The organism is Bradyrhizobium sp. USDA 4541, assembly GCF_024171085.1.
Taxonomy (GTDB): Bacteria; Pseudomonadota; Alphaproteobacteria; order Rhizobiales; family Xanthobacteraceae; genus Bradyrhizobium; species Bradyrhizobium australafricanum.
This window is the reverse complement of record NZ_JALJZF010000001.1, coordinates 4,021,378-4,033,745: the sequence shown is the minus strand read 5'-3', so window position 1 is coordinate 4,033,745 and position 12,368 is coordinate 4,021,378. Positions and strand designations below refer to the sequence as shown.

Sequence of the window (12,368 nt, the reverse complement as noted above, 5' to 3'; positions counted from 1 at the left end):
CGCAAGGTCGCTGATTTCCATGGACTGTGCAACGACGAAGCAGGCCTAAATGTGGACACCACGCGAACGGCTGGGAACGCAGCACAATCCGTGCTGAAAGGCCGCGGCGTCAGATTTGCGGGCCGGACAGCGTCACCTCGCGCTCGGCGCGGAACACGTTGCTATAGAGGTTCGCGATCCACTGGCGGCCGCTTGCCGTCATGTTCAGGCAGTTGATGGCGCCCTGAATGTGCGGCGCAACCATGTTCCAGTAGAATTGCGGATAGCGGTCGACGATATCGGCCGGCGACTCATAGCCGAGCTGGCGGTTGATGCCGACCTCCTCGAACTCGTGATAGAGCGCGTTGGCCTTCCTGATATAGTTGGGATCGCCGAGCTGACCGATGAAATCGGCCGCCCGGACGATCGACGCCTCATCGTCATATTGCTGGCCTTCGGGCGCCGGAAACCGCGTACCCTCGATGTTGCGCGCGACGCGCTCGCGATCGAGTGGAAGGACGGCCTCGAGCCTGTCGAGCACATAAAGCTTCGAGCGGTCGACATGATACGGCATCAGGCCGGCATCCGACGAGCCACGCGGCAGCACCACCTTGTTGCCGGAGGCATCGATGACGTAGCCATCGGGTCCATCGCCTTTCAAAAGACCGCGCACATAGCCGATGTCGTGAGTCAGGCAGGCGATGATGGTGTGGGTGTAATCTTCGGCGGTGACGTGGGTGTGCAGCGCGCGGCCGCGGATGATGTCATGCCCGGCGAGCGTGACCAGCATCGTGTGCTCGACATTGTGGTAGAGCGCGTCGCTGTTGCCGATGCATTCCAGCGCGATGCGCGCGGCGGCCGGCAGGAGTTCGCCGAAGCGCGCCTGCGAAGCGCCGAAGGTGCGGCTGACATGCGTGGCGAGAAACTTCTCCAAAGCACCTGCCGCCAACTCAGGTAACGTCATCATCGATGCAGCCCCCGACCGCGCAACGTTCCTCGCTCGCCCCGATCTCACGCCGTAGTTGGGCAGCGACTATAGCGTATCTACGGGCGTGCGGCTACGCGCTGACGGGCGTGACGATTCGCTCCGGCCGTACTTTCCCGGTCTTGTCGGCTGCGACGCCAAGGCTGCTGATAGTGGCATGAACCCTGCATGATTCGGGTCAGACCGGGTTAACCCCACTGATAAAGGCCGTCATGCTCGTTACGCTCGTCGCCATCCTCTGCAATGCTCAACTCTGCATGGAAAAGGTCGTCACCACCAGTGACCAATCCGGCATCACCATGGGCGCCTGCGCAGTGAATGCGCAGATCGGCATCGCCGATTGGCTCGCCAAGGGGCCGTATCACGAATGGCACCTGCAGAGCTATAAATGCATCATGGGCAAGTACGTACCCAAGAACGAAGTGTGATGTGTGCTCACAGCCTCGGACGGGGCTGACCCGCTTCGACCGGAACAGCCTGCGAAACCACCGCGCAGGCGCCCGCGCCTCGAGTCAAAGTCCAATTTATGGGCTATCACTGTCGTTAACGACGGTGAGACATGAGGTCGCCCTGGAATGCCCGCAACGCCGCTGATTGCCTATGCGCATGTCGGCAAGAGTTTTGACAGTGGTCGCGTGGTGGCGGTCGACGACGTCTCGCTTGACGTGGCCGAGGGTGAATTCCTGGCGATCGTCGGCGGCTCGGGCTCCGGCAAGACGACGCTGCTGAGGCTCGCCAATCGCCTGATCGAAGCCGACCACGGCCGGATCGCGGTCGAGGGTGAGGATGTCAGCCGCATCGACCCGATCCTGCTGCGGCGCCGCATCGGCTATGTGTTCCAGAGCGGTGGGCTGTTTCCGCATCTGTCCGTCGCCGACAACATCGGCATCACGCCACATCTGCTCGGCTGGACGCAGGCGGAGATCTCGGCGCGGGTCGATGAACTGCTCGACCTTGTGCGGCTCGACAACTCACAATATCGCGAGCGTTTGCCGCACGAGCTCTCCGGCGGCCAGCGTCAACGCATAGGCGTCGCGCGTGCGCTGGCTGCGAAGCCGCGCATCGTGCTGATGGACGAGCCGTTCGGCGCGCTTGATCCCCTCACCCGCGACGCGCTCGGCGACGATTATCGAACGCTGCACCGCGAGCTCGGCCTGACCACGGTCATGATCACCCACGACATGACCGAGGCGTTGCTGCTGGCCGATCGTGTCGCGGTGATGCGCGGCGGCAGGCTGCTGGCCCAGGGCACGCCGGCGGAGCTCTCGGCCAGCACCGACGGCTATGTCGGCGAACTGATGCGCACGCCGCGGCGGCAGGCGGAACGCCTGGGCGCTTTGCTGCCGCGGGGCGACACGGCATGACTCTATCGGCCGATCCGCGCTGGAGCGAGGCGCTTTCCCATCTGCCCGACTATCTCGGCAATCATGTGCGGGTCAGCGTCGCCGCGCTGGCGCTCGGGCTCCTGATCAGCCTGCCGCTTGCGATCATCGCGCGTAACCGGCCGGTGCTGCGCACGACGTTGCTCGGGCTTGCCAGCATCGTGCAGACCGTGCCCGGTCTCGCGCTGCTCGCATTGTTCTATCCGCTGCTGCTGGCGCTCGCCGCGTTGACCGCAGCGTGGCTCGGCTTCAGCTTCTCCGCCTTCGGCTTCCTGCCCGCCGTGCTGGCGCTCGCGCTCTATTCGATGCTGCCGGTGTTGCGCAACACCATCACCGGCCTGTCCGGGGTCGATCCGGCGGTGCTGGAAGCCGCCCAGGGCGTCGGCATGACGCCGCGGCAATCGCTCACCATGGTCGAGCTGCCGCTGGCGCTGCCGGTGATGATGGCCGGGATCCGCACCGCGGCGGTATGGGTAATCGGCACCGCCACCTTGTCGACGCCGATCGGCCAGACCAGCCTCGGCAACTACATCTTCGCGGGATTGCAGACCCAGAACTGGGTGTTCGTGCTGTTCGGCTGTTTCGCTGCGGCCGTGCTCGCGCTTGTGGTTGACCAATTGCTGGCGCTGATCGAGAACGGCCTGCGGAATCGCAGCCGCATCCGGACGGCACTCGGCGGGCTCGGTATTGCCGCCTTGATCGCGGCGACGGTGGTGCCCGCGATCGCGCGCCCGCATGCGGGCATCGTGGTCGGCGCCAAGACTTTTACCGAGCAATATGTGCTGTCGGCGTTGATCGCGCAGCGGCTACAGGCGGCGGGCCTTCCGGCCACGACCCGCGCCGGCCTCGGCTCCAACGTGATCTTCGACGCGCTCGCGGCCGGCGATATCGATGTCTATGTCGACTATTCCGGAACGCTGTGGGCCAACCAGTTCCACCACACCGACATCAAGCCCCGCGCCGAGCTGTTGGGCGAATTGCAGACAACGCTGGCGAAGCAAGACATCACGCTGTTCGGCGAGCTCGGCTTCGAGAATGCCTATACGCTGGTGATGCCGAGGCAGCGCGCCGAAGAGCTCGGCATCCATTCGATCGCCGACCTCGCGTCACGCGCGGCGACGATGTCGATCGCCGGAGACTATGAATTCTTCTCGCGGCCGGAATGGACCGGCATCCAGAAGGCTTATGGGCTGACGTTCCGCGCCCAGCGTCAGATGCAGCCGGATTTCATGTATGCGGCGGTTGCCTCCGGCGAGGTCGACGTGATCGCGGGCTACACCAGCGACGGATTGATCGCGAAATACGATCTTGTCACGCTCGAGGACAACAGGCACGCCATCCCGCCCTATGACGCCATCGTCCTGCTGTCGCCAAAGCGGCGCGACGACGAGGCGCTCAAGGCGGCGCTGCGGCCGCTGCTCGGCAAGATCGATATCGCCGGGATGCGCGAGGCGAATTTGCGCGCGTCGGGCAACGACGCATCATCGTCGCCCGACGCCGTGGCGCGCTGGCTGTGGGGGAAGGTCGGCGGAAAATAGCCTCTCGCCTTCATTGCGAGCGAAGCGCAGCAATCCACCTCTCCGCATGCGAGGAAAGATTGATTGCTTCGTCGCTACGCTCCTCGCAATGACGACGTCTCACAATCCCTTGATGATCCCCGCGTCGATCAACAGGCGATTGAAGCGGCGTGCTTCTGCGCCGTCCTTGCAGGAATAGAATGCGCCGTTGCAGCGAAGCATGATCGCCTTCTGCTCCTCGAACGACGGGTCGAGCGGAATGCCCGCGGCTTCCTGAATCACCAGCGGCAGATAGGCGGCGTCGATCGTGTCCATCACCGCCGGGCTCTTCACGGGTTCGAAGTTGACGGCGTCGATCGCATAGTAGGTCGCGTAATAGCGCGGATCGTAATCCATCAGCTTCTTGCCGATGCCGGCCTCGTCGAGATCGGGATCGAGCAGCTGCGGCGAGAATTCCGGCTGATGATCGCCGTAACGCACGATCAGGAAAGGCTGCGCCGGAAACTTCTTCTTCAGCGCCGCGACGAAGCCGGCATAGTCGCCAGCGCTCATCGCCTGCCGGCGCAGATATTCGTCGACCGCGGGCGTATTGCCCGGCCGCTTCCACGACGGCAGCAACTCGGGACGGAATTTGGTTTCCCAGGGGAAATGATTGGCGGCGAGATAGACGAAGGCGAACAGCGGCGTGCCTGACGTCTTCTGCTCGGCCATCAGCTTCAGCGCCTTGTCGTAGAAGAAGCTGTCGGGCTCGACATCCTTCGCATGCAGGTCATGCGCGTCGTAGAAGCGCTGGATGCCGGTCGTGGTCTGGAAGTTGCGCGCGCTCATGAAGGCGCCGAATGCGGGATAGAGCGAGAGCGTGTCGTAGCCGCAGCGGCGCAGCGCCAACGGCAGGCCGCGCTCCACGCGCCCCGATGCGATGCGGGTGACGAAATAGGAGAACCGGCCGAACGAGCGCGAGGACAATCCCGCAAGCACGTTGTACTCGGTGAACCAGCTCGGCCCGCCATTGCTCTCGGCAAGGAATTTGCGCGCGACGCCGTCGTAGGACTTGAACTGGCTGCCATAGCCCGGCGGCACCTTGACGCCGGAGGCGGCGCGGATGTCGAAACTCGATTCATCATGGATCATGATGATGTTCGGCCGCCGCCCGGCGGGATGACAGGCATCGACCAGGGGCATCTTGAGCTGATCGCTCGCGGTCGGATCCGACTCCATAAAGCCGTAGGCGACGAAATCGGACACGGCCGTGACGCCGGAGCGCGCGAACTTCGAGAGGTAGCCGTCGTCGTAATAGCCGCGCCAGGCTTCATCCGGCCAGGCGAAGGCATAACCCGAGAGCGCCGCGGTGCAGGCGAGGCAGGCCGCCGCAGCCGGCAGCCGGCGAATGCGGAACGGATCGAGCCACCACAGCGCGTACATCAGGGGCAGCGTGACGAGGCCGGCGCCGATGATCGACCAGCGCAGGCTCGGGAAGATCGTCAGCAGGAACGCCGCGGTGTCGCGGTCGATCACCATCAGGTCGACGAAGTTCGCGGTCATCTGCACCACGTCGTGCTTGAAGCGCGACAGCAGCACCAAGACCACGACCAGTGTCAGCGACAGCGCGCCCGACAGCGCCGGCCGGCGCAGCAGCGCGATGAACAGGAAGTTCAGGATTCCCCAGGTGAGCAGGAAGCAAAGCCGCGAGCCGAAATCGGTCTCGGTGCGCAGCATCAGAATCAGCGCGCCGAAATGCGGTGCCGCGACCGCCATCAACCGCCAGATGCCAAGCGCGGCAAGACCGCCGGCCAGTGCGGCAACGGAGGAGTTCTGCTGAGGCGCGGGCGCCATGGGCGGGACGCAATACAACCCGGCGCAATGCCACCGCCTTGACTGGCAACGGCCAGGAGGCATGCGGCACAGCCGGTGTCTGGGCCGCGTCACAAAACCGTAATTGAATCGTCATGAACGCGCAATGAATTTGCCTGCCCAAGCCTGGACGCGGCAGGCAGTGCGCGTGCCTTAAACTTTGGCGGCCGGCGCGGCGTGGCTCGCGATACCCGCGATGAAGAGATCGACGATGTCGGCAGCCATCTGCTCGACCTCCGCATCGCCGACACCCCAGCGCGGCAAATGACCGTCGATGTGCATCCGCGCGAAGCCATAGACCAGCGCGCGGCCGGCGATCTGGACCTGCCTGAGGTCGCGCGTCCCGAGTTGGCCAGCTGAAAATGCCTCCGCCAGCGTGCGCTCGGTCAGGCCGATCAACTCGGCATTGTCGCCGGAGACGGCCGCAGAGCGGTCGTGGTCGAAGAAGCGGCGGCTGGAGATGATCTCGAAATGGGTCGGGTTCTTCATCGCCCAGCGCAGATAGGCGATCCCGAGATGGCGGAAGCGGCCGAGCGGATCACCTGACGGCGCCTCGGCCAACGCCGCCTCGATCTCGGCGCGAAAGCGGCGTTGCGCCTCCTCCGCCACCGCATTCATCAGCGCGTCCCGGCTCGGGAAATGCCGGAACGGCGCGCCCGGCGAGACCCCGGCGCGGCGCGCGGCCTCGCGGACGCTGACCGCCTCCGGCCCGCCCTCGCCGACCAGTTGCATGGCGGCATCGATCAGGACCCGGCGGAGATCGCCGTGGTGATACGGCCTGGCCGCCTGCGCCCGCGTCGCGACCGGACGCGGCTTGGCGGGCCGGCGGCCGGTGGGCGGGCTTTTGGCGGGGCGGCGCATGGCGATCCTCTAGCATCACCCGCTTGTGAATGTAAGCGATGATTACACGGATTGACCGCGCGCGGGCACGAAATGTAACTGGGTGATTACATAAACGGGAGGCGGGATATGGCGACGCATCGCAACTGGTTCGAGGGCTGGCGGCTGTTTGGCCTGCTCACGCTCACCCTGATCGGGCTTTCGATCTGGATCGCCGCCATGCGGCAGTTCGAGGTCGAGGGCGTGCGGATGGTGATCCGCTTCACGGCGCGGACCTCGCTCTTGTTCTTCTGCCTCGCCTTCTCGGCGGCGGCGCTGGCGCGGCTGTGGCCGAACGCCTGGACGCACTGGCAGCGCCGCAACCGCCGTTATTTGGGCGTCACCTTCGCGGCCTCGCACGCCATCCATGCGGTCGCGATCGCCGCCTTCGCGATGCTCGATCCGCCCGGCTTTGCGGCCGCGACCTCGATCGTCTCCTACGTCTTCGGCGGTATCGGCTATCTCGCCATCATCGCGCTGACCGCGACTTCGTTCGATCGCACGGCTGCACTGCTCGGCCCGCGCGCCTGGCGCAGGCTGCATCTGATCGGCGGCTATTATCTGCTGCTGCAGTTCATGGTCTCGTTCGGCAAGCGGATTCCCGAGATGCCGCTCTACGCGCTATTCCTCGTGCCGCTCGCTGCGGTGTTCGCGCTCAGGATGATCAGCATGGCCGGCCGGCCCGCGCCACGTCAGGCGCAGGCGAGCTAAGATCGGGCCACCTTACACCAGGTGAAACTTGCGGCCGAGCTGGCGATGAACCGATAGCACCGCGCGGTCGACGTCGCTGATCAGGCTGTCGCCGAGCACGACGTTCGGAATCTCCCAGTTGCGTCCGATCTGCGCATCTGGCAGCCCGGCGATCGCCGGCACGCGCGCGGTCTCACAGCCGGGCTGGGCGCGCAACGCCTCATCCGCAAGCCGGGTCAATTCGTCCTGGCTCTTTCCATCAGTCATGACCTCGGTCCTGACTCCGGAAGATGGCTCACTGATGGCCAAGATTCTCCAGTTCCTTAGCGCGGGCTTCGGTCATGCTGCGCATGCATTCGCCCGCATCGAGCCGGGCGATAGTGCCCTCGCCGAGGTCGTAATACAGGCAGTTGGCGTCACGATACTGGACCCATAGCCGCTGCGCGGTGCGCAGCTGTTCGCGCTGCTTGTCGTCGGCGGCATCCTTCAACGCCTTCTGGTAGGCGACGTTCATCCGCTTGTCCCACTGCGCGGTCTTGGCCTTGAGGCATTCGACCATCTGGTAGGTGCCGCCGTCGCAGGATGGCTCGCCAACGCTCTGATCGCCGGCGCGGGCAACCGGCGGGGTGAAGGCGATGAAGACGGCCGTCAGAACGGCCATGAGCCTGCACGCGCCTGTGGTGACAGCCGATGTCATGCCACTTTCCCTGTTCGATCGATCCTGTCGTCGCAGCATACATGAGTGCCGCCGCGATGCATCCCGTCCACCGCCGGTCGCGCCGCAGCTGGCCTTCCCGGTCCGCGCAGGATATTTCATATGCATGGAGGGACCATGCGGCGCGCCGTGACGCCTGTGATCGTCTTGGCGGTGTTCGGCCTGCTCGTCGGTGGGCTGTTTCGCTATGCGTTCGATGAGTCCGACGAGGCCTCCGTCTCGAATTATGTGCGCAGCGCCCTCGACGGCGCAGCCCTCACGGTGATCGTCTGGGCGACGCATCTCTATCTGGCCGCACGTGGTGGCTGGCTGCGACGGCAATCACTCATCGTCGAGCTGATCGGCCGCTCTGTGATCCTCGCCGTCACCGTTGCGGCCGCCGCGATCGTGCTGGAAATCGTGCTTTACGGGCATGGGCTCGAAGCCAAGTGGATGCGCGAAACCTTCCTGAAGATCATTGGCGTCGGCCTGCTGCTGTCGATCCCGATCACGACGATCTACGAGCTGGTCCGGATGATCGGCGGGCACACGCTGCTCAGCATCGTGCTCGGACGCTATCGGCAGCCGGTGCGCGAGGAGCGCGTGCTGCTGTTCCTCGACCTGGTCGGCTCGACGACGCTAGCGGAATCGATGGGCGAGCTGCGCGTGCAGGAATTGCTGACGCGCTTCTTCTTCGACATCGACGAGCCGATCGTGTCGCACGGCGGCGAAGTCCACGCCTATGTCGGCGACGAAGTGATCGTGACCTGGCCGGCCAATGCCGACGGGCGATGGCGGCGGTATCTCGATTGCGTGTTCGCGATCGAGGATCGCCTCGCCAAGCGGGCCGATCAATATCGCAAGGAGTTCGGCGTGGTGCCCGCGTTTAGGGCCGGGATGCATGCCGGTCCGGTCGTCATCGCGGAATGCGGGGACTCGCGGCGGCAGATCGCCTATTTCGGCGACACCGTGAACGTCACGGCGCGGCTGCAGGAGCATTGCAAGGAGGCCGGCCGTCCGCTGCTGGTATCGGGCGACTTGCTGCACCTGCTGCCGCCGGACCGGGATTTGGTCGTCGAGCCGCTCGGCTCGACGCAACTGCGCGGACGTGCCGCCTCGATCGACATCTTTTCCGTCGCGCGGCGCGTATCGTCCTAAACGATCTCTTAAAATGCACCGGCATCAGCTTCCGCTGAGCCGAAAGCGCGCATTGAATCGAGTCCGGTCGCAGCCTGTTAAGGATGCGACGCACACCGTATTTGCACCGGGTTCCACCTTAACGCAGGTGTAAGACCGCGCCCCGCATGGTGTGCAGACAGATGTCATTCAACAAAAACAAGGTTGCCCATCGATGGCGCAACAGGCGTCACAATCGATTATTGCCGAACTCGAGGATGCGGTCCGGGACGGGACATCGGCCAAGCGTGTGCAGACGCTGCGGCAGGTCACCGATCTGTTCCTGAACGACGGCGACCGCCTCAACGATGAACAGGTCAAGGTGTTCGACGACGTGCTCTGCCTCTTGGTCGCGCGCGTCGAGACCCGTGCGCGGGCCGAGCTCAGCAAGCGGCTCGCCCCGCTCGACTATGCGCCGTTCGAGGTGATTCAGCACCTCGCCTGGGACGACGACATCAGCGTCGCCGGCGACGTGCTGACCCACTCCGGCCGCCTTTCGAACGACGCCCTGCGCGAGATCGCGAGCAGCAAGGGCCAGGACCACCTGTTCGCGATCTCCGCGCGGGAAAACCTGCCGCCTTCCGTCACCGACGTGATCATCGACCGCGGCGAGGACAAGGTGATCCGGCGTCTCGCCAAGAACGCCGGCGCGCAGTTCTCCGACAACGGCTATTCCAGCATCGTCGCCCGCGCCGAAGGCGACGACGAGCTGGTCGAGATCCTCGGGCTGCGCATCGACATTCCGGCCAAGCTGCTGCGCGACCTGCTGCAGCGCGCCAAGGATACGGTGCGCGCCCGCCTGCTCTCGATCGCCTCGCCCCGGGCGCGCGAAGAGATCAGCCAGGTGCTGAACGACATCGCCCAGGAAGAGGCCGCGGCGCCGCGCCGCAACTACGGCATCGCCGAAGAGCTGGTCAAGCTGATGAAGCAGCTGAACGAACTTGACGATGCGGCCGTCTACAAATTCGCCGAAGAGGGCAAGCTCGACGAGGTCACGGTCGCGCTCGCCGTGCTCAACGACATGCCGATCGCGATGATCGAACGGCTGATGCTCGGCCTCCGCTCCGACCTGATCCTGATCCCGTGCCGCTCGGCACGGCTCAACTGGCCGACGGTCGAAAGCATCCTGCGCAAGCGGCCGCTGCCGCTGCCGCTCGACAATGCGACGCTCGAGATCGCGCAGCGCGATTACCGCCGGCTCTCGCTGGAAACCGCGCAGCGGACGGTGCGGTTCTGGCAGCTGCACAACAGGATCGAGAAGCAGCCGATGGCGGCCGGCTAGGCCTCCGCGCCTCTGCGACAAAGACAAAGGGTGGGCAACGCGCCCACCCTTTTTCATCACAGCGTCATTCCGGGCGCCTCGAAGAGGCGGACCCGGAATCTCGAGATTCCGGGCTCGGTCCTGCGGACCGCCCCGGAATGACAGGCCTCGCCTGTCAGTTCTTGCTCTTGTCGACGAGCGCGCCCTTCTTGATCCAGGGCATCATGTCGCGCAGCTTGGCACCGACTTCCTCGATCGGATGCGCGGCGAGCTTGGCGCGGGTGGCCTTGAACGAGGTCTGGTTGACCTTGTTCTCCAGCATCCAGTCGCGGGCGAACTTGCCGCCCTGGATGTCGGCCAGCACGCGCTTCATCTCCGCCTTGGTCTCGGCCGTGACGATGCGCGGACCGGTGACGTACTCGCCGTATTCGGCGGTGTTGGAGATCGAGTAGTTCATGTTGGCGATGCCGCCTTCATAGATCAGGTCGACGATCAGCTTCACTTCATGCAGGCACTCGAAATAGGCCATCTCGGGCGCGTAGCCGGCCTCGACCAGGGTTTCGTAGCCGCCCTTGATCAACTCGACCAGGCCGCCGCAGAGCACCACCTGCTCGCCGAACAGGTCGGTCTCGCACTCTTCCTTGAAGGTGGTCTCGATGATGCCGGCGCGGCCGCCGCCGATCGCCGAGGCATAGCTGAGCCCGAGGTCATGGGCGTTGCTCGACGAATCCTTGGCGATCGCGATCAGGCAGGGCACGCCGCCGCCACGCTGGTATTCCGAGCGCACGGTGTGGCCGGGGCCCTTCGGCGCGATCATCAGCACGTCGAGGTCGGCGCGCGGATCGAGCAGGTTGAAGTGCACGTTGAGGCCGTGGGCGAACACGAGCGCCGCGCCCTTCTTCATGTTGTCGTGCAGGTGCTCGCGATAGATGTCGCCCTGCAGCTCGTCCGGGGTCAGCATCATGACGAGGTCGGCCCACTTGGCGGCTTCGGCGACTTCCATCACCTTGAAGCCGGCGTTCTCGGCCTTCTTGGCCGAGGCCGAACCCTTGCGCAGCGCAATCGCCACTTCCTTGACGCCCGAATCCTTCAGGTTCAGCGCGTGGGCGTGGCCCTGGCTGCCGTAGCCGACGATGGCGACCTTCTTGCCCTTGATCAGGTTCAGGTCGGCATCGCGATCGTAGTAAACTCGCATCGTGGTTTCCTCGTTTGAAGGGGGCCAAAATCGGCCGATGAATCAGGCTTTCGGAAGGTCAGAACCGCCGGGCGCCCGCGAATTTCCGGCGTTGTCTAGAGCATTTTCCCCCTCAGGGGAAACCCTCATCTCGCATGGCGCGGTGCGGCATCATGCGTCCATGAAGACCGGGTAGAGCGAGGCCAGCAGCAGGATGGCCATCACCACATTGAAGGCGCGGATCGCCCGGGGCGAGGTCAGGATCGGCCGCAGGGCGGTCCCGAACAGCGCCCAGACGACGCAGGACACCGTGCCCAGGATCAGGCTCAGGCCGACCTGGATCGCGATGTTCCAGGGAAAGGCGGCAATTGCCGCATAGGCCGTGATGGTGCCGATCACCATCACCCAGCCCTTGGCATTGATCCACTGGAACATGGCGGCGCCCCAGAACGTCATCGGGCCGCGGCCGCCCCTGTCGTCCTTGTCCGCCGAGGGCGGCTCGGCCATGGCGATGACGGCGGCGAGATAGATCAGGTAGGCGACGCCGCCATATTTCAGGATCGTCTGCAGCACCGGATAGGCGATGAAGACGGTCCCCAGCCCGACGCCGACCGCGCCGACCATGAAGGCGAAGCCGACCGTGATGCCGGCGATGTGGGGCACTGTACGGCGGAAGCCGTAGGTCAGCCCCGACGACAGCAGCATGATGTTGTTGGGGCCCGGCGTGAAGAACATCACGACCGCGAACACGACAAAGGCGAACAGCAGCGAATTCGACAT

Annotated in this window: 13 protein-coding genes; 6 read left to right on the top strand and 7 right to left on the bottom strand. The window is 64.9% G+C overall.

The annotated features are described in order from the left end of the window. Nucleotides 1–109: 109 nt before the first annotated feature. On the bottom strand, nt 110–946 hold the full coding sequence (locus J2R80_RS18860; protein WP_026193124.1) for a hypothetical protein: 837 nt from the start codon (nt 944–946) through the stop codon (nt 110–112). A gap of 230 nt (nt 947–1,176) precedes the next feature. Between J2R80_RS18860 and J2R80_RS18855 the strand changes: the two genes are divergently transcribed. From J2R80_RS18855 to J2R80_RS18845, 3 genes are all read left to right on the top strand, one after another. Continuing rightward, complete coding sequence (locus J2R80_RS18855; RefSeq protein WP_016844293.1) at nt 1,177–1,392, top strand: hypothetical protein; 216 nt, start codon at nt 1,177–1,179, stop codon at nt 1,390–1,392. 147 nt (nt 1,393–1,539) lie between these two features. Then, nucleotides 1,540–2,328 (top strand): ATP-binding cassette domain-containing protein, encoded by a 789-nt coding sequence (locus J2R80_RS18850; protein ID WP_076824282.1) that lies wholly within the window; start codon nt 1,540–1,542, stop codon nt 2,326–2,328. After that, complete coding sequence (locus J2R80_RS18845) at nt 2,325–3,884, top strand: glycine betaine ABC transporter substrate-binding protein (RefSeq protein ID WP_253639110.1); 1,560 nt, start codon at nt 2,325–2,327, stop codon at nt 3,882–3,884. Before J2R80_RS18850 ends, J2R80_RS18845 begins: the two co-directional genes overlap by 4 nt. A 99-nt stretch (nt 3,885–3,983) precedes the next feature. Here the strand turns inward: J2R80_RS18845 and J2R80_RS18840 are convergent, their stop codons facing one another. After that, complete coding sequence (locus J2R80_RS18840; protein WP_057015052.1) at nt 3,984–5,696, bottom strand: sulfatase-like hydrolase/transferase; 1,713 nt, start codon at nt 5,694–5,696, stop codon at nt 3,984–3,986. A gap of 171 nt (nt 5,697–5,867) precedes the next feature. Continuing rightward, nucleotides 5,868–6,575: a TetR/AcrR family transcriptional regulator gene (locus J2R80_RS18835; protein ID WP_057015051.1), complete on the bottom strand. Its 708-nt coding sequence runs from the start codon at nt 6,573–6,575 to the stop codon at nt 5,868–5,870. 108 nt (nt 6,576–6,683) lie between these two features. Between J2R80_RS18835 and J2R80_RS18830 the strand changes: the two genes are divergently transcribed. Further along, nucleotides 6,684–7,304, top strand: coding sequence for a hypothetical protein (locus tag J2R80_RS18830; RefSeq protein WP_253639109.1), 621 nt, complete (start codon nt 6,684–6,686; stop codon nt 7,302–7,304). A 12-nt stretch (nt 7,305–7,316) separates the two neighbouring features. Here the strand turns inward: J2R80_RS18830 and J2R80_RS18825 are convergent, their stop codons facing one another. After that, nucleotides 7,317–7,550, bottom strand: a complete 234-nt coding sequence (locus J2R80_RS18825) for a hypothetical protein (RefSeq protein ID WP_076824274.1) — start codon at nt 7,548–7,550, stop codon at nt 7,317–7,319. A gap of 28 nt (nt 7,551–7,578) precedes the next feature. Next, nucleotides 7,579–7,944 carry a lysozyme inhibitor LprI family protein gene (locus tag J2R80_RS18820; protein ID WP_253639108.1) on the bottom strand — a complete coding sequence of 122 codons (366 nt, stop codon included), beginning with the start codon at nt 7,942–7,944 and terminating at the stop codon, nt 7,579–7,581. Nucleotides 7,945–8,100: 156 nt separating this feature from the next. Here J2R80_RS18820 and J2R80_RS18815 point away from each other — a divergent pair, with 156 nt between their 5' ends. Then, the gene (locus tag J2R80_RS18815; protein ID WP_253639107.1) at nt 8,101–9,135 is read left to right on the top strand and encodes an adenylate/guanylate cyclase domain-containing protein; all 1,035 of its coding nucleotides are present in this window, start codon (nt 8,101–8,103) and stop codon (nt 9,133–9,135) included. Nucleotides 9,136–9,328: 193 nt separating this feature from the next. Then, entirely contained in the window at nt 9,329–10,435 is a 1,107-nt protein-coding gene (locus J2R80_RS18810) for a DUF2336 domain-containing protein (RefSeq protein ID WP_253639106.1), read from the top strand. Nucleotides 10,436–10,589: 154 nt separating this feature from the next. On the opposite strand, the gene ilvC is transcribed toward J2R80_RS18810, so the two are convergent. Both ilvC and J2R80_RS18800 read right to left on the bottom strand, forming a co-directional pair. Further along, nucleotides 10,590–11,609 carry a ketol-acid reductoisomerase gene (ilvC, locus tag J2R80_RS18805; protein ID WP_253639105.1) on the bottom strand — a complete coding sequence of 340 codons (1,020 nt, stop codon included), beginning with the start codon at nt 11,607–11,609 and terminating at the stop codon, nt 10,590–10,592. A 150-nt stretch (nt 11,610–11,759) separates the two neighbouring features. After that, a complete protein-coding gene (locus J2R80_RS18800) occupies nt 11,760–12,368 on the bottom strand; it encodes a LysE family translocator (protein WP_057015047.1) in 609 nt (202 codons plus the stop codon).

Bases quoted from the DNA above. Each gene is read 5' to 3' on its own strand.
- J2R80_RS18815 (WP_253639107.1), top strand. From the start codon at position 8,101: ATGCATGGAGGGACCATGCGGCGCGCCGTGACGCCTGTGATCGTCTTG.
- J2R80_RS18800 (WP_057015047.1), bottom strand. From the start codon at position 12,368: ATGTCGAATTCGCTGCTGTTCGCCTTTGTCGTGTTCGCGGTCGTGATG.
- J2R80_RS18855 (WP_016844293.1), top strand. From the start codon at position 1,177: ATGCTCGTTACGCTCGTCGCCATCCTCTGCAATGCTCAACTCTGCATG.
- J2R80_RS18860 (WP_026193124.1), bottom strand. From the start codon at position 946: ATGATGACGTTACCTGAGTTGGCGGCAGGTGCTTTGGAGAAGTTTCTC.
- J2R80_RS18835 (WP_057015051.1), bottom strand. From the start codon at position 6,575: ATGCGCCGCCCCGCCAAAAGCCCGCCCACCGGCCGCCGGCCCGCCAAG.
- J2R80_RS18830 (WP_253639109.1), top strand. From the start codon at position 6,684: ATGGCGACGCATCGCAACTGGTTCGAGGGCTGGCGGCTGTTTGGCCTG.
- J2R80_RS18825 (WP_076824274.1), bottom strand. From the start codon at position 7,550: ATGACTGATGGAAAGAGCCAGGACGAATTGACCCGGCTTGCGGATGAG.
- ilvC (WP_253639105.1), bottom strand. From the start codon at position 11,609: ATGCGAGTTTACTACGATCGCGATGCCGACCTGAACCTGATCAAGGGC.
- J2R80_RS18810 (WP_253639106.1), top strand. From the start codon at position 9,329: ATGGCGCAACAGGCGTCACAATCGATTATTGCCGAACTCGAGGATGCG.
- J2R80_RS18840 (WP_057015052.1), bottom strand. From the start codon at position 5,696: ATGGCGCCCGCGCCTCAGCAGAACTCCTCCGTTGCCGCACTGGCCGGC.
- J2R80_RS18845 (WP_253639110.1), top strand. From the start codon at position 2,325: ATGACTCTATCGGCCGATCCGCGCTGGAGCGAGGCGCTTTCCCATCTG.
- J2R80_RS18850 (WP_076824282.1), top strand. From the start codon at position 1,540: ATGCCCGCAACGCCGCTGATTGCCTATGCGCATGTCGGCAAGAGTTTT.
- J2R80_RS18820 (WP_253639108.1), bottom strand. From the start codon at position 7,944: ATGGCCGTTCTGACGGCCGTCTTCATCGCCTTCACCCCGCCGGTTGCC.